Origin of the sequence: Sphaerisporangium sp. TRM90804 (genome assembly GCF_029846175.1) — a bacterium.
GTDB lineage: Bacteria > Actinomycetota > Actinomycetes > Streptosporangiales > Streptosporangiaceae > Sphaerisporangium.
Window position 1 is genome coordinate 309,160 of record NZ_JARWAC010000015.1, and the last position, 19,168, is coordinate 328,327.

General features: G+C 72.5%; 18 protein-coding genes. 8 read left to right on the plus strand and 10 right to left on the minus strand.

What is annotated here, in order from left to right; genetic code table 11:
- Nucleotides 1–39: 39 nt before the first annotated feature.
- The 8 genes from PYR91_RS19975 to PYR91_RS20010 form a co-directional block, all read right to left on the minus strand.
- The gene (locus PYR91_RS19975) at nucleotides 40–993 is read right to left on the minus strand and encodes an aldo/keto reductase (protein ID WP_279781599.1); all 954 of its coding nucleotides are present in this window, start codon (nucleotides 991–993) and stop codon (nucleotides 40–42) included.
- 53 nt (nucleotides 994–1,046) lie between these two features.
- Nucleotides 1,047–1,349 (minus strand): L-rhamnose mutarotase, encoded by a 303-nt coding sequence (locus PYR91_RS19980; RefSeq protein ID WP_279781600.1) that lies wholly within the window; start codon nucleotides 1,347–1,349, stop codon nucleotides 1,047–1,049.
- Nucleotides 1,350–1,402: 53 nt separating this feature from the next.
- Complete coding sequence (locus PYR91_RS19985; RefSeq protein ID WP_279781601.1) at nucleotides 1,403–2,443, minus strand: ABC transporter permease; 1,041 nt, start codon at nucleotides 2,441–2,443, stop codon at nucleotides 1,403–1,405.
- A complete protein-coding gene (locus tag PYR91_RS19990) occupies nucleotides 2,440–3,939 on the minus strand; it encodes a sugar ABC transporter ATP-binding protein (protein WP_279781603.1) in 1,500 nt (499 codons plus the stop codon). Before PYR91_RS19990 ends, PYR91_RS19985 begins: the two co-directional genes overlap by 4 nt.
- Nucleotides 3,939–4,994, minus strand: a complete 1,056-nt coding sequence (locus PYR91_RS19995) for a sugar ABC transporter substrate-binding protein (protein ID WP_279781605.1) — start codon at nucleotides 4,992–4,994, stop codon at nucleotides 3,939–3,941. Before PYR91_RS19995 ends, PYR91_RS19990 begins: the two co-directional genes overlap by 1 nt.
- 141 nt (nucleotides 4,995–5,135) lie before the next feature.
- Nucleotides 5,136–5,882: an SDR family NAD(P)-dependent oxidoreductase gene (locus tag PYR91_RS20000; protein ID WP_279781607.1), complete on the minus strand. Its 747-nt coding sequence runs from the start codon at nucleotides 5,880–5,882 to the stop codon at nucleotides 5,136–5,138.
- Nucleotides 5,879–7,177: an L-fuconate dehydratase gene (locus PYR91_RS20005; protein WP_279781608.1), complete on the minus strand. Its 1,299-nt coding sequence runs from the start codon at nucleotides 7,175–7,177 to the stop codon at nucleotides 5,879–5,881. The genes PYR91_RS20000 and PYR91_RS20005 overlap by 4 nt, the downstream gene beginning before the upstream one ends.
- Nucleotides 7,174–8,040, minus strand: a complete 867-nt coding sequence (locus tag PYR91_RS20010) for a fumarylacetoacetate hydrolase family protein (protein WP_279781610.1) — start codon at nucleotides 8,038–8,040, stop codon at nucleotides 7,174–7,176. Before PYR91_RS20010 ends, PYR91_RS20005 begins: the two co-directional genes overlap by 4 nt.
- Before the next feature lie 270 nt (nucleotides 8,041–8,310).
- Between PYR91_RS20010 and PYR91_RS20015 the strand changes: the two genes are divergently transcribed.
- Both PYR91_RS20015 and PYR91_RS20020 read left to right on the plus strand, forming a co-directional pair.
- Nucleotides 8,311–9,513 (plus strand): cytochrome P450, encoded by a 1,203-nt coding sequence (locus PYR91_RS20015; protein WP_279781611.1) that lies wholly within the window; start codon nucleotides 8,311–8,313, stop codon nucleotides 9,511–9,513.
- Between the two features lie 2 nt (nucleotides 9,514–9,515).
- Nucleotides 9,516–10,316 carry an SAM-dependent methyltransferase gene (locus PYR91_RS20020; RefSeq protein ID WP_279781612.1) on the plus strand — a complete coding sequence of 267 codons (801 nt, stop codon included), beginning with the start codon at nucleotides 9,516–9,518 and terminating at the stop codon, nucleotides 10,314–10,316.
- 30 nt (nucleotides 10,317–10,346) lie between these two features.
- Here the strand turns inward: PYR91_RS20020 and PYR91_RS20025 are convergent, their stop codons facing one another.
- A complete protein-coding gene (locus PYR91_RS20025; protein WP_279781614.1) occupies nucleotides 10,347–11,372 on the minus strand; it encodes a GDP-mannose 4,6-dehydratase in 1,026 nt (341 codons plus the stop codon).
- A gap of 393 nt (nucleotides 11,373–11,765) precedes the next feature.
- Between PYR91_RS20025 and PYR91_RS20030 the strand changes: the two genes are divergently transcribed.
- From PYR91_RS20030 to PYR91_RS20040, 3 genes are read left to right on the plus strand one after another with little or no spacing between them, the layout of a single operon-like run.
- A complete protein-coding gene (locus PYR91_RS20030) occupies nucleotides 11,766–13,004 on the plus strand; it encodes a glycosyltransferase family 4 protein (protein ID WP_279781787.1) in 1,239 nt (412 codons plus the stop codon).
- A complete protein-coding gene (locus PYR91_RS20035; RefSeq protein WP_279781616.1) occupies nucleotides 13,005–13,718 on the plus strand; it encodes a class I SAM-dependent methyltransferase in 714 nt (237 codons plus the stop codon).
- Nucleotides 13,715–14,797, plus strand: a complete 1,083-nt coding sequence (locus tag PYR91_RS20040) for a prenyltransferase (RefSeq protein ID WP_279781617.1) — start codon at nucleotides 13,715–13,717, stop codon at nucleotides 14,795–14,797. The genes PYR91_RS20035 and PYR91_RS20040 overlap by 4 nt, the downstream gene beginning before the upstream one ends.
- Nucleotides 14,798–14,810: 13 nt before the next feature.
- Here PYR91_RS20040 and PYR91_RS20045 read toward each other — a convergent pair whose 3' ends face one another.
- Complete coding sequence (locus tag PYR91_RS20045) at nucleotides 14,811–16,034, minus strand: FAD-dependent monooxygenase (RefSeq protein ID WP_279781619.1); 1,224 nt, start codon at nucleotides 16,032–16,034, stop codon at nucleotides 14,811–14,813.
- A gap of 175 nt (nucleotides 16,035–16,209) precedes the next feature.
- Between PYR91_RS20045 and PYR91_RS20050 the strand changes: the two genes are divergently transcribed.
- The 3 genes from PYR91_RS20050 (at nucleotide 16,210) to PYR91_RS20060 (ending at nucleotide 19,153) form a co-directional block, all read left to right on the plus strand.
- Nucleotides 16,210–16,752, plus strand: a complete 543-nt coding sequence (locus tag PYR91_RS20050; protein WP_279781621.1) for a TetR/AcrR family transcriptional regulator — start codon at nucleotides 16,210–16,212, stop codon at nucleotides 16,750–16,752.
- 232 nt (nucleotides 16,753–16,984) lie between these two features.
- Complete coding sequence (locus PYR91_RS20055; RefSeq protein ID WP_279781623.1) at nucleotides 16,985–18,328, plus strand: hypothetical protein; 1,344 nt, start codon at nucleotides 16,985–16,987, stop codon at nucleotides 18,326–18,328.
- 12 nt (nucleotides 18,329–18,340) lie between these two features.
- Nucleotides 18,341–19,153, plus strand: a complete 813-nt coding sequence (locus PYR91_RS20060; protein WP_279781626.1) for a transporter substrate-binding domain-containing protein — start codon at nucleotides 18,341–18,343, stop codon at nucleotides 19,151–19,153.
- Nucleotides 19,154–19,168: the final 15 nt, after the last annotated feature.

The window sequence follows — 19,168 nt, forward strand, 5'->3', positions numbered from 1 at the left end:
CGGCTCTCCTGCGTCGTGATCGGGCGGGCGGGGCCGGGCTCAGGCGACCGGCGCCTCGGCGTCCAGAGCCTCCCACAGCTCGACGGGCACCGGAGCCGCGGCGAGGGCGGCGTTGCGCCGCACCTCCTCGGCGGAGCGCGCGCCGACGAGCACGGACGTCACCGCCGGATGCCGCAGTGGGAAGTGCAGTGCCGCCTGCGGGAGGGTCACGCCGTACCGCTCGCAGATCGCCGCGTAACGGCGCGCCAGCTCCACGGCGGGACGCGGCGCGGGCCCGTAGTCGTAGGTGCCCGCGGCGTCGTGCGTGGCCAGCAGACCGCTGTTGAAGACGCCCGCGGCGAGCACCGCGACGCCGCGGTCGAGGCACAGCGGCAACAGCTGGGCCGCGCCCGAACGGTCCAGGAGCGTGTACCGCCCGGCGAGCAGCACCGCGTCGACGTCGGTCGCCTGGACGAAGGCGGCGAGCATCCGCCACTGGTTCATGCCGACCCCGATCGCCTTGACCACACCCTGGTCGCGCAGCTCGGCCAGCGCCGGGTACGCCTCGCCGACCGCCTGCTCCCAGTGGTCGTCGGGGTCGTGGATCAGCACCATGTCGACCGAGTCGTGCCCGAGCCGCACCAGGCTCTCCTCGATCGACCGCCGTACCCCGTCGCGGGAGAAGTCCCACACCCGGTGGCGGTCGGCGGGCACGTCGAAGCCCTGGTCGTCGCGCCCGCCCGACGAGGACGGCACGAGCAGCCGCCCCACCTTGGTGGACAGCGTGTACTGCTCGCGCGGGCGGTGCCGCAGCGCGGCGCCGAGGCGCCGCTCCGACAGCCCCAGCCCGTAGTGCGGGGCCGTGTCGAACAGGCGCACCCCGGCCGCCCACGCCGCACCGACCGCCTCGACGGCCTGCTCGTCGCTGACGGCCGAGAACAGGTTGCCGATCGGCGCGCCGCCGAACCCGAAGCGCGTCACCCGCGCCCCGCGGCCCACGATGGCGTCTTGCACTGTCGTCTCCTCATGTCTCGGTGATCGCGGCGGCCCGCGCCGCCCCGACCCGCCTACATCTTCCAGACCTCCCGCAGGCGGATCGCCGAGGGGTCGAAGTCTCTGTCCAGGAAGCGGTTCATGCGACTCTGCCAGGCCTGGTCGGCGGCGCTGTCGCGCATCCGCTCCTGCATGGCCGCCCAGTCGTCCACCTCGACGACGTGGAACAGGTCGAGCCCGTCGCGCCAGATGGTCCACGAGCGCACTCCGGCCTCGCGCATGTCGGCCTCGAGCTCGGCCGGGATGGTCGCGTGCTCGCGCTCGTAGGCCTCCTCGGCCCCGGGCTTGAGCCGGGTGCGCAGGGCGATCCGCGGCATCAGCGACCGCCTCCCGCGTGCGCGGGATGCGGGGAACATAGGTGACTCATCAGCTACTCCTGTGCCTTTCCACTGGTCAGACGGGCGAGCATCAGCGCGATGAGGATGATGCCTCCGTAGATGGCCTGGATCCACTGGGCGGACACGCCGGCCAGGGTGAGGATGTTGTTGATCAGCCCGAGGACGAGCACGCCGCACAGGGCGCCGAACAGCGTTCCCTTGCCGCCGTCCAGCACGACGCCGCCGATGACCGCAGCCGCGAACACGGTGAAGATCATGCCGTCGCCCTGCCCCGCCGCGACCGAGCCCAGCCGGCCGGTCATGAGCAGGCCCGCGAGCGCGGCCAGCAGGCCGCCGATGACGAACACCGTCCACAGCACGCGGTCGGTGCGCACGCCCGCCGCGCGGGCCGCGTCGACGTTGCCGCCGATCGCGTAGATCGACCGGCCGTGCCGGAAGTACCCCAGGGTGACGATGCCGACGGCGTAGGCGACCGCGCAGATCCAGATGGACGCCGGCAGGCCGAGCCAGCGGGCGTTGCCCAGGTAGAGGAACGACTCGGGCAGCGCGAACAGGTTCTGGCCGCCGGTGAGGCCGATCTGCAGGCCGCGCAGCACGATCAGCATGCCGAGCGTCACGATGAACGCCGACAGCTTGAACCGCAGGATCAGCAGCCCGTTGAACGCCCCGACGGCCGCCCCGATGAGCAGGCAGAGCGGGATGCCCAGGGCCGCGGGCCACTCGAAGCCGAGCCCGCCGGCCGAGACCGGGATGAGCAGCCCGACGGCCAGCGCGGGCGCCAGGCCGACGGTGGACTCCAGCGACAGGTCGAACTTGCCGGCGATCAGGATCAGCGCCTCGGCCAGCACCAGCAGCGACAGCTCGGTCTGCTGCTGGAGCACGTTGGTCAGGTTGTCGCCGCTGAGGAACGCCGGTTCGATCAGCGCGCCCACGATGACGAGCAGCACGATCGCGGGGACGAGGGCCAGGTCGCGGAAGCGCGCCAGCCGTACCGCCCCGCCGCCGGAGGTCCGGCCCTTCGGCGATCCGGGTGAGCCCGGGGAGCCCGGGGACGTCACTGTGGTCTGAGTCATCGCGCGTCGACACCTTCCATGACCGCCACGAGGTCGGCGTCCGACCAGCCGCGTGGCACCTCCTTCACGACCTGACCGTGGAACATCACCAGCACGCGGTCGCAGATGCGCAGGTCGTCCAGCTCGTCGGAGACGAGCACGGCTCCCGCGCCGCGTTCGGCGGCGTCCTCGACGGCTCCCAGCAGTGCTTGCTTGGCCCGCACGTCCACCCCGGCGGTGGGGTCGATCACGACCAGCGCGCGGGGCTCGTCGGCCAGGGCGCGGGCCATGACGACCTTCTGCGCGTTGCCGCCGGACAGGTCGCCGACCGGCTGCGCCGGCCCGGTGGTCGCGATGGCCAGCTCCTCGATCATCCGCTCGCCCTTGGCGCGCCGCAGGGAGGGGGACACCGCCCCGAACCGGCCCAGCTTGTGGGCGATCGGCAGGGTGGCGTTCTCGGCGATCGACAGCAGCGGCACGAAGCCCTCCTTGTGCCGGTCCCGGGGGACGAATCCCAGACCGGCGCGCAGCGCCGAGGACACGTCCCCCGGGCGCGGCCGGGTGCCGTTGACCGTCACCGTGCCGCTGTCGGGGACGTGCAGCCCGACGAGCGTCTCCGCCAGCCCGACCTTGCCGCTGCTGCCCGACCCGGCCAGCCCCACGATCTCGCCCGCGCGGACGCTCAGGTCGACGTCGTGGTAGCGGCCGGCCAGGGTGAGCTTCTCGGCGCCGAGCACGACCGGGGCCCCGGCGTCGGTCGCGCGGGCGCGGGCCTGGTAGCCGGCCGCGGCCTCGCCGGTCATGGCCGACACCAGCTCGTCGTGCGGGAGCTCCGCCACGGCGCTGGTGAGCACGTGCCGGGCGTCGCGGAACACCGTGACCGACTGGCAGACGCGGTACACCTCGTCCAGGTGGTGCGAGATGAACATCATCGTCACGCCCTGCGCGCGCAGCGCCCTCATCCGCTCGAAGAGCCGCTCGATGGCGGGGCCGTCGAGCTGCGCCGTCGGCTCGTCCAGGATAATGAAGCGGGCGCCGAACGACAGGGCGCGCGCGATCTCCAGGAGCTGGCGCTGCTCGACGTCCAGGTCGCCGGCCATGCGTCCGGCGTCGACCCGCACGCCGTACTGGTCGAGCAGGTCACGGGCCCTGGCGCGCAGGGCGCGCCAGTTGATCGCCCCGCGGCCGGCCTGGCGGTTGAGGAACAGGTTCTCCGCCACCGTGAGCGTGGGGATGATCGTCGACCGCTGGTAGACGCAGGCGACGTTGCTCCGCCAGCCGTCCCGGTCGGCCGGTGCGGGCGCCGGGCGCCCGGCGAAGAGCACCCGGCCCGCGTCCGGGCGTTGCAGGCCGGTCAGGATGGAGACCAGCGTCGACTTGCCGGCCCCGTTGCGCCCGACGAGCGCGTGCGTCTCACCCTCGGCGATGGTGATCCCCGCGTCGTCGAGCGCCGTCGTGGGCCCGTAGCGTTTGGTGATGTTCCTGGCCTCGACGGCCGGGGACGAGGTGTCTGACATCACTTGACCTGGTTGCCCCAGAGCGCCGGGTCGTCGACGTTCTCCTTGGTGACGAGCGGGGCCGGAAGCTGGTCCTCCAGGCGACCGCCGCCGACGTCGACGATCGTGCTGTCGTGGTCGGTCGGGCCGGGCGCGAAGGTCTTGCCCTCAAGCGCGGCCTTGGCGTAGAACAGCGCCCACTTGGCGTACAGGTCGGCGGGCTGGGAGACCGTGGCGTCGATCTGGCCGTCGCGGATGGCCTGGAACTCCTGCGGGATCCCGTCGTTGGAGACGATGAAGATGTGCTTGGGGTCGGTCGGCGGCACCAGCAGGTTCTTGGACTTCAGCACCTGCAGCGTCGGGGCGAGGAAGACGCCGCCGGCCTGCATGTAGATGCCGTTGATGTCGGGGTGCTGGGTGAGCCGGGTCTGCAGCGCGGCGGCGGCCTTGGTGCCCTCCCACTCGGTGGGCTCGGCGAAGACCTCGATCTCGGGGAACTTCGTCTTCATGCACTCGGCGAACGCCTCGGAGCGGTCGCGGCCGTTGACCGACGCCAGCGAGCCCTGGAACTCGACGACCTTGCCCTTGCCCTTGAGCTGCTCGCCGAGGAACTCACACGCTTTCTGCCCGTAGGCGCGGTTGTCGGCGCGGACCACCATGTACGTCTTGCCCTTGTCGGGCCGGGTGTCCACGGTGACCACCGGGATGTTCTTGGCGGCGAGCTGGTCGAGCGTAGTGGCGATGGCGCCGGTGTCCTGCGGCGCCATGACGATGGCCTTGGCGCCCTGGCTCACCATCGCCTGGGTGTTGGACACCAGCCTGGCGACGTCGTTCTGCGAGTTGGTGGGCGGCATCAGCTCGATGCCGAGCTCACCGGCCATCTGCGGCACGTACTTGTTGTAGGAGTTCCAGAAGTCGGAGTCGGCGCGCGGGAAGTCGACGCCGACCTTGCCGCCCGCCGCCGGTGCGGCGGCGCCGCCGGTGGAGGTGGAGGTGGGCGTGTCCGAGCCGCACGCGGACAGGGCCAGGGTGGCCGTGAACAGCGCGGCGAATATGGCCGACGATCGTGTTCTCACTTACCGCCTCGTTTCAACGGGTCGTTCGGGGGGGTGCGTCCCCGGACCCCCGCGCGGGGGTCCGGGGTTCTGGTGGGGCTCGCCCGGCGGCGGAGCAGGCCGGGGGGTGAGCGGCGGACGGCGGACGTGCCGCCGACCGCGTCAGAGTTTGGGACGGGGACGCAGTCCGTGCATGCCCCCGTCCACGGCGAGCACGGTGCCGGTCGTGCTGGCGGCCAGCGGGCTCGCCAGGTACGCGACCGCGGCGGCGACCTCCTCCGCGCTGACCAGCCGGCCCATGGGCTGGCGGTTCTCCAGCGCGCGGCGCTCGGCCTCGGGGTCGGGCGCCGCGTCCAGCAGCCGCTGCACCCACGGGGTGTCGGCGGTGCCGGGGTTGACGCAGTTGACGCGGATGCCCTCGTCGACGTGGTCGGTGGCCATGGCCAGCGTGAGCGACATGATCGCTCCCTTGGACGCGCTGTAGACCGCCCGGTTGGGCAGGCCGGCCCAGGCGGCGATGGAGCAGGTGTTGACGATCGCGGCGTGGGCGGAGGCGCGCAGCAGGGGCAGGGCGGCGCGGGTCACGCGCACGATGCCGAGCACGTTCACGTCCAGGACGCGGAACCACTCCTCGTCGGGGTTCTGCTCCACCGTCCCGGCGGCGCCGATGCCGGCGTTGTTGATCAGGATGTCCAGCCCGCCCAGGTGCCCGGCCGCGGCCTCGACGGCCGCGCGGACGGAGGCGTCGTCGGTGACGTCGGCCCGCACCCCGAAGAAGGGCTCGGCGGGCGGGTTGAGGTCGAGGCAGGCCACCCGCGCGCCGCGCTCGGCCAGGAGGGTGGCGGTGGCCAGGCCGATGCCCGAGCCGCCGCCGGTGACAAGGGCGGTGAGTCCGTCGAATTCGCTCATGGCGCACCACCGTTCCACACGGGACCGTCGGGGTAGGAGTACTCGGCGACGGATTCCGGGCGCATCGCGGCGCCGAAGCCCGGCGCCTCCGGCGCCCGGTAGCGACCGTCGCGGACGACCACCGGGTCGACGAAGTGCTCGTGCAGGTGGTCGACGTACTCGATGACGCGGTCGTCGCGGCTGCCGCTGACGGCCACGTAGTCGAACATCGCCAGGTGCTGCACCAGCTCGCACAGCCCGACGCCGCCCGCGTGCGGGCAGACCGGGACGCCGAACTTGGCGGCCAGCAGCAGGATGGCGATGTTCTCGTTCACCCCGCCCACGCGCGCCGCGTCGAGCTGCAGGACCGACAGCGAGCCGGCCTGGAGCATCTGCTTGAACACCACGCGGTTCTGCACGTGCTCGCCGGTGGCGACCTTGATCGGCGCGACGGCCTCGGCGATGGCGGCGTGCCCGAGCACGTCGTCGGGGCTGGTCGGCTCCTCGACCCAGTACGGGTCGAACTCGCCGAGCGCGCCGACCCAGGCGATGGCGGAGGCCACGTCCCAGCGCTGGTTGGCGTCGATGGCGATGCGGAAGCCGGGGCCGCAGACCTCGCGCGCGATGCGCATCCGCCGCCGGTCGTCCTCCAGGTCGGCGCCGACCTTCAGCTTGATCTGGGTGAAGCCGTCGTCCATGGCCTCCTTGCACAGGCGGCGCAGCTTGTCGTCGTCGTAGCCGAGCCAGCCGGGCGAGGTGGTGTAGGCCGGGTAGCCGCCGGCCCTGAGGGCGGCGACGCGCTCGGCGCGGCCGGGCTCGGCGCGCCGCAGGATCTCCAGCGCCTCCCCGGGGGTGAGGGCGTCGCTGAGGTAGCGGAAGTCGACCAGCGCGACGAGGTCCTCCGGGGAGGTCTCGCCGAGCAGCAGCCACAGCGGCTTGCCCTGGATCTTGGCCTCAAGGTCCCACAGCGCGTTCACGACCGCCGACAGCGCCATGTGCATGACGCCCTTCTCGGGGCCGAGCCAGCGAAGCTGGGAGTCGTCGACCATCTCCCTGTACAGGGCGCCGAGGTCGCCGGTGTTCGCACCCACGACGAAGCGCTCCAGCGCCCTGATCGCGTGGGTCTGCACGTCGTTGCCCCGGCCGATGGTGAAGGCCAGGCCGTGCCCGTCGACGCCGGCGTCGGTCCGCAGGACGACGTAGGCGGCGGAGTAGTCGGGGTCGGGGTTCATCGCGTCGGAGCCGTCGAGCTCACGGGAGGTCGGGAAGCGCACGTCGTGCGTCTCCAGGGCGGTGATGACCGGCCGGTCGCTCATGCCTGTCCCACGACCTGGCGCTGACGGCCGAGGCCGTCGATCTCCAGTTCCACCACGTCACCCTCGCGGAGGTACGGCTGCCCCGGCATTCCCAGCGCGACGCCGGCGGGCGTGCCGGTGTTGATCACGTCGCCCGGCTCCAGCACCATGAACCGGCTGAGGTAGCGAACGATCTCCGCCACCCCGAAGACCATGTCCTTGGTGCTGCCGTTCTGCCGGGCCTCGCCGTTCACCCACAGCCGCAGCCCGAGGTCCTGCGGGTCGGGCACCTCGTCGGCGGTCACCAGCCAGGGGCCGAGCGGGTTGAACGTCTCGCACGACTTGCCCTTGTCCCACTGGCCGCCGCGTTCGAGCTGGAACTCGCGCTCGGAGACGTCGTTGGCGACGGCGTACCCGGCGACGCAGGCCAGCGCCTCCTCCTCGGACTCCAGGTAGCGGGCGGTGCGGCCGATGACGACGGCGAGCTCGACCTCCCAGTCGGTCTTGACGCTGCCCCGGGGGATCAGCACCTGGTCGTCGGGGCCGACGACGGTGTTCGGCGCCTTCATGAAGACGATCGGCTCGGTGGGCAGCGGCGCGCCGGTCTCCTCGGCGTGGTCGCGGTAGTTGAGGCCGATGCAAACGATCTTGCCGGGACGCGCGATGGGCGCGCCCAGGCGCGGCGTCCCGCCCGCGGCCTCCAGAAGCGGCAGCTCGTCGGCGAGCAGCGCGTCGCGGACGCGCGCCACCCGCTCGGAGGCGAGGAAGGCCCCGTCGAGGTCGGCCCCCTGGCCGAGCAGGCCCCGCAGGTCACGCGGGTTCCCGGCGCCGTCCAGAACCGCGGGACGCTCGTGGCCGGGCGGCCCGACTCGCAGTAGCTTCACGCGCCCCTCACATTCATCGGATGTCTTGTGCAGAGAAGACTACGCGTAGATCTAACAGCGTCAAGTCCCTCAAGGTCAGAACGGGTGAGACATCCGATGCCTATCAAGGGCGTTTCGCCGGGCCTTAGTATCGGATCGGGCGTTGTGCACCGTTCCCCCGCGGCCCGCCTGACGACGGCGCGGCCTCGCTTGACGTGCCCGCACGCCCGTAATAGAACACGTTTCACGCGGTCTCCTGCCAAGCGCTTGATCTGACAATCGGGTGGACATATGGAAATCAACCTCGTAGACCAGGATCAGTACGCACGGCACGGCATTCCGCACGACCAGCTCAAGTGGCTTCGCGCCAACGACCCGGTGTTCTGGCACGAGGGCGACTCCGAGCGCGGCTGGCCCGGCTTCTGGGCGCTCACCAAGCACGAGGACGTCGTGCACGTCTCGCGCCACTCCGAGCTGTTCTCCTCCAACCGCAGGCTCGCGCTCTTCAACGAGATGCCCGAGGAGCAGATGGCGCTGCAGCGCCTGATGATGCTCAACCAGGACCCCCCGGAGCACACCCGCAAGCGCTCCCTGGTCAACCGGGGCTTCACCCCGCGCCAGATCGGGACGCTGGAGGAGCACATCCGCACGATCTGCCACACGCTGGCCGACGAGGCCGCCGCCAAGGGCGACGTCGACTTCGTCACCGACATCGCCGCGCCGCTGCCGCTGTACGTGATCTGCGAGCTGCTGGGCGCCCCGGCGGAAGACCGCAACAAGCTCTTCGAGTGGTCGAACCGCATGATCGGCGCCGAGGACCCCGACTACAACACCACCCCCGAGCAGGGGCAGAACGCCGCGGCGGAGGTCTACGCCTACGCCAACCAGCTCGCGGCCGAGCGCCGTGAGCACCCCCGCCCCGACATCGTCACCAAGCTGCTGCAGCCCGACGAGAACGGCGAGACGCTCAGCGAGCAGGAGTTCGACCTGTTCGTGCTGCTGCTCATCGTCGCCGGCAACGAGACCACGCGCAACGCCGCCTCCGGCGGCATGCTGGCGCTGTTCGAGCACCCCGAGCAGTGGGAGCGCCTGGTGCGCGACCAGTCGCTCGCGGCCACCGCGGCCGACGAGATCGTCCGGTGGGTGTCGCCGCTGAACCTCTTCCGGCGCACCGCCACGCAGGACACCGTCGTGCGCGGCAAGACGATCAAGGAGAACGACAAGGTCGTGGTGTTCTACTCCTCGGCCAACCGCGACGAGGACGTCTTCACCGCCCCGCAGTCCTTCGACGTCGGCCGCGACCCCAACCCGCACATCGGCTTCGGCGGCGGGGGCGCCCACTTCTGCCTGGGCAACCACCTGGCCAAGCTGGAGCTGCGCGTGCTGTTCGAGGTCCTGTCCCAGCGGCTGCCCGGCATCACCATGACGGGTGACCCCAAGCGGCTGCGGTCCAACTTCGTCAACGGCATCAAGTCGCTGCCGGTGAAGGTCTGAGAGTGCCGCACCGCCCGGCGCCGGAGGGGGTCGACCCGAACACTCCGAGCGCGGCGCGCATCTACGACTACGCGCTCGGCGGCAAGGACAACTACGCCGCCGACCGCGCCGTGGCCGAGAAGGTGTTCGCCATGGCCCCGGAGATGCCGGTGATGGCCCGGCAGAACCGCGAGTTCCTCGGCCGCGCGGTGCGTTACCTGGCGGCCGAGGCCGGCGTCCGCCAGTTCCTGGACATCGGCTCGGGGCTGCCGACCCAGCAGAACGTCCACCAGGTGGTCGAGGAGGCCGCGCCGGGGTCGTCGGTGGTCTACGTCGACTACGACCCCATCGTGGTCGCGCACGGGGCGGCGCTGATCGGCACGAGGGACGACGTGGCGTTCGTCCGCGGCGACCTGCGCGAGCTCGACGCCGTCCTGGCCGCTCCCGACCTTCGGCGGCTGATCGACTTCGACCGGCCGGTGGCCGTGCTGATGGTGGCCGTCCTGCACTTCGTGCCCGACGGCGACAAGCCGTACGAGGTGGTCTCCCGCCTGCGCGAGCTCATGGCGCCGGGCAGCTACCTGGCCGTGTCGCACGTGACGCCCGACCCGCACCCGGAGGAGACCGCCGAGCTCGCCGCGGTCTCCACCCGGGCCGGCGCGCCCTGGATCGCCCGTTCCCGCGCCGAGATCATGCGGTTCCTCGACGGGTTCGACCTGGTCGAGCCCGGGCTGGTCACCCCGCCGGAATGGCGGCCCGGCATCGCCCGCAGGGTCGACCCGGCCAAGATGTGGGTGCTGTCCGGGGTGGGCCGCAGGCGCTGAGCGTTCCCGGGCCGCCGGCCCGGGGCCGGCTCACGGCCAGGAGGAGTCCTGCTCGGGGTCGCCGCCGTCGGTCAGCAGGCGGACGTCCGACTCGACCATCATCGCCACGAGCTCCTCGAAGGAGACGACCGGCTCCCACCCGAGCTGCACGCGGGCCTTCTTGGGGTCGGCGCATAGCAGGTCGACCTCCGCGGGCCGGTGCAGCGACTGGTCGCCCACCACGTGGCGCTCCCAGTCGAGGCCGGCGGCCTCGAAGGCGGCGACCACGAGCTCGCGCACCGACCACGTGCGGCCGGTGCCGATGACGTAGTCCTCCGGGGCCGCCGCCTGGAGCATCAGGCGCATCGCCTTGACGTAGTCGCCGGCGTACCCCCAGTCGCGCCGCGCCTCCAGGTTGCCGAGCCGCAGCTCCGAGGCCAGGCCCAGCTTGATGCGCGCGGCGCCGAGCGTGACCTTGCGGGTGACGAACTCGGCGCCCCGCCGCGGCGACTCGTGGTTGAACAGGATGCCGGAGACCGCGTACATCCCGTAGGACTCGCGGTAGTTCTGGGTGAGGAAGTGCCCGTACGCCTTGGCCACGCCGTACGGCGAGCGCGGGTGGAAGGGGGTCCTCTCGTTCTGCGGCGTCTCGCGCACCTGGCCGAACATCTCCGAGGACGACGCCTGGTAGAAGCGGATCTGGCCGGATCCGGCCGCCCGCGCGGACGTCACCCCGGAGCAGACCCTGATGGCCTCCAGCATGCGCAGCACGCCCATGCCGGTGACCTCGGCCGTCAGCTCGGCCTGCTCCCACGACATCGGGACGAACGAGATGGCTCCCAGGTTGTAGACCTCGTCGGGCTGGGCCCGCTCCACCGCCGAGATGAGCGACCCCTGGTCGAGCAGGTCGCCGCGGACCAGCCGCACGTCCTGCAGCAGACGGCGCACCCGGGACACCCGGGGGTTCGCCTGCCCGCGCACCAGCCCCCACACCTCGTACCCCTCTTCGAGCAGGTGCTCGGCGAGATAGGAGCCGTCCTGGCCCGTGATGCCAGTGATCAGCGCGCGTTTGGCCAACGGGTCCTCCTGGTTCTTCGGGCATGCGTCCGGCATGCGACGCCCGAACTCGTGGCTACAAGACGCGAATGTACCGTCATGTCACCCGGCAAGCGCTATGCGAGGGCCGGGATGGCGCGATCCAGCAGCGTAGAACGCGTTCTACCGAGCTGCGCTCGGTTCGGCTGACTTCGCAGTTCGCGGCAGGTAGGAGTGATTTGAGGCACAATTTCATGTTAGCTACCCCTCCCCTGCTGGATGGTAGGGTTCGCGGCTAAGATCGGCCTTCGCGGTCCATGCCTCCTTACGGGTGGCTGCCGAGCACCGCTGTCGAAAGGGGTGTCCGTGGCGAGTCCAGACGACGCGGGGGAACAGGCCGGCCGGCCCGGAGCCGGCGCACCCGGGGACGGCCCGCTGCGCGTGGCCCTCCTGTCGTACCGGAGCAAGCCGACCTGTGGCGGGCAGGGCGTCTACCTGCGCCATCTGAGCCGCGAGCTGGTCGCGCTCGGGCACCACGTGGAGGTCCTGTCCGGACAGCCCTATCCCGAGCTGGACGAGGGCGTCGCGCTCACCAAGGTGCCGAGCCTCGACCTCTACCGCGACGAGGACCCGTTCCGCACCCCCGGCCTTCGCGAGTACCGCGACTGGATCGACCTGCTCGAGGTCGGGACGATGTGGACGGCCGGCTTCCCCGAGCCGCTGACCTTCAGCCTGCGCGCCCTGCGCGAGCTGCGGAGCCGCCAGGGCGACTTCGACGTCGTCCAGGACAACCAGACGCTCGGCTACGGCCTGCTCGGCATCCAGAAGCTCTTCCCGGTGGTGGGCACGATCCACCACCCCATCAGCGTGGACCGGCGCATCGAGCTCAAGGCGGCGTCCGGGCTCAAGCGGCTCTCGATGCGCCGCTGGTACGGCTTCGTGCGCATGCAGAGCATGGTCGCACCGCGCCTGAACCCGATCCTCACGGTGAGCGAGTCGAGCCTCGCCGACATCCACCGCGACTTCAACGTGCCGCAGCGCAACATGCGGCTGATCCCGCTGGGCGTCGACACCCGCTACTTCCACCCCCGCCCCCACCTGGCGCGGCGCAAGGGCTCGATCGTCGCGGTCGCCAGCGCCGACTCCCCCATGAAGGGCGTCGCCACGCTGCTGCGCGCCGTCGCCAAGCTCGCCACCGAACGCGACGTGCACCTCACCGTCGTCAGCAGGCCCACCCCGGGCGGGCCCACCGAGAAGCTCGTCCAGGAGCTGGCCCTGGGCGACCGGGTGACCTTCGTGCACGGCATCTCCGACGAGGCCCTCGGCGAGCTGATCGCCACCTCCGAGATGTCCGTCGTGCCCTCGCTGTACGAGGGGTTCTCGCTGCCGGCCGTCGAGCACATGGCCAGCGCCACCCCGCTGGTGGCCAGCCGCACCGGGGCGCTGCCCGAGGTCGTCGGCGACGCCGCCGTGCAGGTCACGCCCGGCGACGCCGAGGAGCTGGCCGGCGTGCTGCGCCGCCTGCACGACTCCCCCGAGGAGCGCGAGCGTGTCGGCAGGGCCGGATACGACCGGGCGATGGAGCGGTACACCTGGCGCGTGGTGGCCATGCGGACCGTCGAGGCGTACCGCGAGGCCATCCAGGCGCGCGGGAAGGCGAAAGGGGAGCGGTAAGTGCTGACGGTGGACTTCGGGAGGCTGCCGGTCGGCCCCGGCCAGCGTGTGCTCGACCTGGGTTGCGGCGGCGGCCGCCACGCCTTCGAGGTGCTGCGGCGCGGCGCCGACGTGGTCGCGTTCGACCAGGACGCGGCCGAGCTGGAGAGCGTCGGGTCGATGTTCGCCGCCATGGACAAGGCCGGCGAGGTGCCGAAGGGCGCCACCGGCGAGACCGTGACCGGCGACGCGCTGGCCATGCCGTTCCCCGACGCGTCGTTCGACCGTGTGATCGCGGCGGAGGTGCTGGAGCACATCCCCGACGACACCGCCGCCATGCGCGAGATCGTCCGCGTGCTCAAGCCGGGCGGCCTGGTGGCCGTCACCGTGCCGAGCTTCCTGCCCGAGCGCATCTGCTGGGCGCTGTCGGAGGAGTACCACACCGCGCCGGGCGGCCACATCCGCATCTACACGCTCGCCGAGCTGGCCGCCAAGCTGAAGGCCACCGGCCTGGTGGTGGGCCCGCACCACCACGCGCACGGCCTGCACTCCCCGTACTGGTGGATCAAGTGCGCCGTCGGGGTGGACAACGACACCCACCCGCTCGCCAAGGCCTACCACGAGCTGCTGGTCTGGGACATCATGAAGCGCCCGGCCGCGACCCGCCTCGCCGAGGCCGTGCTCAACCCCCTGATCGGCAAGAGCGTGGTGGTCTACGCCCGGAAGCCCGCATGACGGGAGGGGGCACGATCCCCTCGGTCCCCGGGGTCATCACGGCTGAGCAGGTCGTCGCCACGGCGCGCAGCATCGCGGCGGTCCAGGAGCCCGACGGCGGGGTGCCCTGGCCGGACGGCCACGTCGACGCCTGGAACCACGTCGAGTGCCTGATGGCGCTCACCACCGCCGGGCTGACCGGCCCGGCACGGCGCGGCTACGCGTGGCTGGCCTCGCACCAGCGCGACGACGGCTCCTGGCCGATGAAGATCGTCCGGGGCCGGGCCACCGAGGCGAACGGCGAGAGCAACCACGCCGCGTACGCCGCCGTGGGCGTCTGGCACGAGCTGCTGGTCACCGGGGACGAGACGTTCGCGCGGTCGATGTGGCCGGTGGTGCGCCGGGCGCTCGACTTCGTCGTGGGGCTGCAGACGGCGCGCGGCGAGATCGTCTGGGAGCGCTCGGCGGCGGGCCTGGCGGCCCAGTACGCCCTGCTCACCGGCTGCGCCTCGATCTACCAGGGGCTGCGCTGCGGCGTGCTGCTCGGCGAGCACCTGGGCGAGCCGCAGCCCGACTGGGAGCTGGCCGCCGACCTGCTCGGCCACGCGCTCGCCGCCCACCCCGAGGCGTTCGCCGACAAGAGCCGGTTCTCGATGGACTGGTACTACCCCGTGCTCGGCGGCGCCGTGCGCGGCCCCGCCGGGGCCGACCGGCTGGCGCGGGAGTGGGACACGTTCGTCGTACCGGGGCTGGGGATCCGCTGCGTCTCCGACCAGCCGTGGGTCACCGGCGCCGAGTCGTGCGAGCTGGTGATGGCACTCGACGCGCTGGGCGACACCGCGCGGGCGCTGGCCGTGTACCAGGACATGCAGCACCTCAGGCACGAGGACGGCTCCTACTGGACGGGCTGGCAGTTCGTGAACCGCAAGTGGTTCCCGCACGAGCAGTCGGCCTACACCGCCGCCGCCGTGGTCCTGGCCGCCGACGCGCTGTCGGGCGCCACGCCCGCCTCCGGCCTGTTCCGCGACGCCGGCCGCTCGACGGTCCCGGCGTCCGACCCCGCCGCCTGCGGCTGCTCCACCGCCCCCACCCGCACCTGAGCGCGCCCCCGCCTCAGCCCTCGTAGTCCTTCAGCCGGACGGCGTCGTGCAGGTACGCGCCGCGCCGCTGGAGCGCCAGCAGCCCGCGCGACACGCTGACGGGGAGCAGCCCGAACAGCCGCCCCGCCTGGGCCTGCGCCCGCGCCTGGAAGCGGGTGCAGGGCATGAGCTTCCTGACGGCGCCCATGCCGGCCTCCCGGGTGCGCAGGACGTACTCCCGCAGCTCCGCCTCGTAGGCGGGAAAGGCCCTGCGATGGTCGCCGCCGGCCGCCTTGAGCTCGCCGGCCAGCACGTAGGCGCCCACGGCGGCGAGGGTGGTGCCGCCGCCGACGGCGGGCCCCGGGCTGTAGCCGGCGTCGCCGACCAGCGTCACCCGCCCGCGCGACCAGGTGTCCATGCGGATCTGGGTGATCGAGTCGAAGTAGAACGCGGGGGCGTGCTCCAGCTCCTTCAGCAGCAGGGGCACGTGCCACCCGTCCCCCGCGAACGCCTCGCGCAACAGCGCCTTCTGCCGCTCGACGTCCCGGTGGCCGTACCGCAGCTCCGTGGGCCGCCTGAACAGGAAGACGGCCCTGGCCTCGGCGTCGCGCCCCGCGGCGTAGACGGCGACGGCCTTGCCCGCGCCGCTGTAGGCCAGCATGCGGCGCTCCAGCCCGAAGTGGTTGGGCAGGGAGAAGACGGCGAGGTAGGCCCCGCTGTGGTGCGCGTGGTCGCGTTCGTCGCCGAACCGGAGGCGCCGGACGGTGGAGTGCAGGCCGTCCGCGCCGGCCACCAGGTGGAACCGGCGGGGCGGGCCCTTCTCGAAGGTCGCCGTCACCCCGCCGGCGTCCTCGTCGAGGCTCTCGATCGAGTCGCCGAACACGTACTCGACGTCGTGCCGGGTGCGCTGGTAGAGGATCTCGGCGAGGTCGTCGCGCATGATCTCGACGTGGCGGCCGGACGCCGCCGCCATGAGCCGCTCGACGTCGATGTCGACCGGTCGCCCGCCGTCCCCCGTGACGAGGGAGACGACCCGCGTCGTCGTCCGCATGGCCTCGATCTCGGGCAGGACGCCCATGCGCTCGGCGACGTCCACGGCGGGCCGGAAGAGGTCGACCGCGTGACCGCCGGTCCGCCGCGGCGCCGGGGCTCGCTCGACCACGGTGGGGGTGAGGCCGTGACGCCGGAGCCAGTAGGCCAGGACGGGCCCGGCCACGCTCGCGCCGGAGATCAGGACGTCGGTGTTCGCTGCTGTCATCGGAGCCCTCCGCGGTCCGCTGCGCCGGTTTGTTTACTTAACGGAAGGTAAGTCATCGGGTCGGGCCGCCTCAAGTACTTACTCACCGGTAAGTCAGTAAACTCGGCGACGCCCGGACCGCCAGCCGGATCACCGGCGCGCGGGCTCCACGACGGGCCGGGCCGACGGAGGGACGATGCCGAGGAGACCGAGCGGCACGAGGGAACGCATCCAGGCGGCCGCCCTGGAGCTGTTCGGCGCCCAGGGCATCCAGCAGACGTCCCTGCGCGAGATCGCCGACCGGCTCGGCATCACCAAGCCCGCGCTCTACTACCACTTCGCGTCGAGGGAGGACCTCGTCCGCAGCCTCGTGCAGCCGCTGATCGACCAGGTCGAGGAGCTGCTGGCCGAGCAGGAGTCCGCCGGGCGGGTCGACCCGCGGCGGCTGCTGGAGAGGTACTTCGACCTGTACTACCAGCAGCGCGAGGTCACGCTGCTGGTCGTGCGCGAGCTGAGCGCGCTGGCCTACCTCGACCTGGCGTCCAGGACCGCCGGCTGGCGGCAGCGGCTGGTGACGCTGCTGGTGGGGCCGGCGCCCGCGCTCGCCGACCAGGCGCGCGCCGTGGTGGCCGTCGGAGGGCTGGCCGACTGCACCGTCATGTTCGCCCATCTGCCCGCCGACGAGCTGCGCCCGGCCGCCGTGGACGCCGCCTGCGGCGCGCTGGGGATCCCCGGCTGAGCGAGCGCCCCGGGTGCCCGGGAAGCGGCGGAACGCGGCCTCGTAGATCGCTTGACACCCATCTCGCGAGCCTCCTTAATGGCGGCATATCGCACTGATAGGCAAGCGTCGGGTTTCTTCGCGTTCGTCCTATACGGGAGGTGCAAGGCCTTTGACGACGACGTCAAGGGCCCGGCCGGTCCTCCGGGGCCCGGCTCGCGCGGGGCCCGGCGGGCAGGCGAGGGGCGGCGCGGTGCCCGCGCGCATCCGGCTCATCTCCGGCGTCACGGTGGCCGCGCTGGTGCTGCTGTTCGCCACGCTCGCCGTCATCACCCAGGGCGCCCGCACCGGACTGCGCGCCATCGGCCACGACGCGGGGCCGCAGGTGGTGGCCACCGCGGGGCTGTACCTGGCCCTGAGCGACATGGACGGCCAGGTCGCACTCCTGCTGCTGATGGGCGGCGGGCGCGATGAGCGGCGCGCCGAGGCGCTCCTGCGGTACGAGCGCAGCCGCACCGAGGCCGGGCGCGCGCTGCTGAGGGCCTCCGCGCTCGCCGGCGACGACGCCCGGGAGGGCCGGACGGTCCAGGCCGTCCTGGACGGGCTCGGCCGGTACGAGCGGACGGCCGCGCGGGCCCTGCTGCTGGCCGAACAGGCGGGGTACGACGCCGGCCCGCCTCCGGAGCGGGTGCTGCGGACCTACCGCGCCGCCACCGACCTGATGCGCGAGGAGCTGCTCCCCCAGGCGTACAACCTCACCCTGGAGAGCGGCACGACCGTCCGGCGGGTGCACGACGAGACCCGCTCCTCCCTCACCACCGGGCGCGCGGTCGTGGCCGCCGCCGGCGTGCTGGCGTTGGGCTGCCTGGTGGCGCTGCAGGTGTACCTGGCCCGGCGGTTCCGGCGGCTGTTCGGCCCCGCGCTCGTGCTCGCCTCGGCCGTCACCGCGATGTACGTCCTCACCGGCCTGCACGTCTCGGCCCGCGAGGCGGACGCCCTGGTCGCCGCCAAGCGCGACGGGTTCGACGCGGTGCTGCTGCTGGCGAGGGCGCGCGCCATCGGCAACGGCATGCACGCCGACCAGACCCGCTACCTGCTCGACCCCGAGCGCGCCGACACCTACGAGCACACCTACCTGGACGCCGCGCAGTCGGTGCTGTACCTGGAGGCGACCAGCGTGCACGCCTACCACGAGCGGGTGGCCGCGGCCGCCGCCGCGCCCGAGGGCGGGCGGCGGCCCGCGTTCGCCGGGTTCCTCGGCTCCGCCCTGGCCATGCGGGACGCGTCCGGGACGCGGCCCGTGCTCGCCGCCTACGACCGTCTCCAGCGGTCGGACGCCGACCTGCGCCGCCGGGCCTCCGGCGGCGAGACCGGGCAGGCCCTGAGCGTGCTGCTCGGCCCGCTGACCTCGGACTTCGACCGCTACGACGCGACGCTGCTGGACCTGGCCGGGCAGCACCGCACCTCCTTCGAGCGGTCGATCGCGCGGGGCGAGGACGCCCTGGCCGACCTGTGGTTCCTGCTGCCGGTGGCGATGGTGTCCATCGCCGTGCTGGTCGTCGCCGGCATCTGGCCGCGGCTCGACGAGTACCGCTGAGAGGGGGAGGGCATGTCCGTGCGCGCGCTGCCGGCGGCCGTCGCGCTGGCCGTCCTGCTCGCGGGGGCCTGCGGCGCGCCCGAGCGCGAGTCGGTCGCGGGAAAGCGGACCGTGGTGGTCGGCGTACGGCCCGACCTGCCGGGGCTCGGCCTGCGCCTGCCCGACGGCGGCTTCGAGGGTTACGACGTCGACGTCGCCCGATACCTGGTGCGCAAGCTCGGGGCGGGCATCCGCCTGATCCCCGTCCTCGCCGCCGAGCGCGAGCGGGTGCTGCTCGACGGGCGGGCCGACCTGGTGCTCGCCACGTTCTCCGTCACCCAGGAACGCAAGTCGCGGGTCGCCTTCGCGGGCCCGTACCACGTCTCCTACCAGGACATCATGGTGCGCGCCGACCGTGAGGGGATCGCCGGCGTGCGCGACCTGGAGGGGAAGGGCATCTGCGCCGTCGAGGGGTCCAACGCGGCCGAGCGGGTCGTGGAGGAGCGCGGGGTCAAGGCCCGGCTCGTCCCGGCCGCCGACTACGACCGCTGCGTGGCCCTGCTCAAGGAGGGCGAGCTCGACGCGATCACCACCAACGACGTCATCCTCGCCGGCCTGGCCGCCCGCGAGAAGGGCCGGCTGCGCCTGGTGAACGCGCGCTTCAACGAGCAGCGCACCGGCGTCGGCATCCGCAAGGGCGACCTGGACGGCTGCGAGGCGATCAACCGCGCGATCACCGACATGTACCAGGACGGCACGGCCGCCCGCCTGATCGCCAAGTGGTTCGACGGCACCGGCCTGGACCTGACGTCCGTCCACGTGCCGCGCTTCGAGGGCTGCGAATGACGGCGGCCTCCGGCG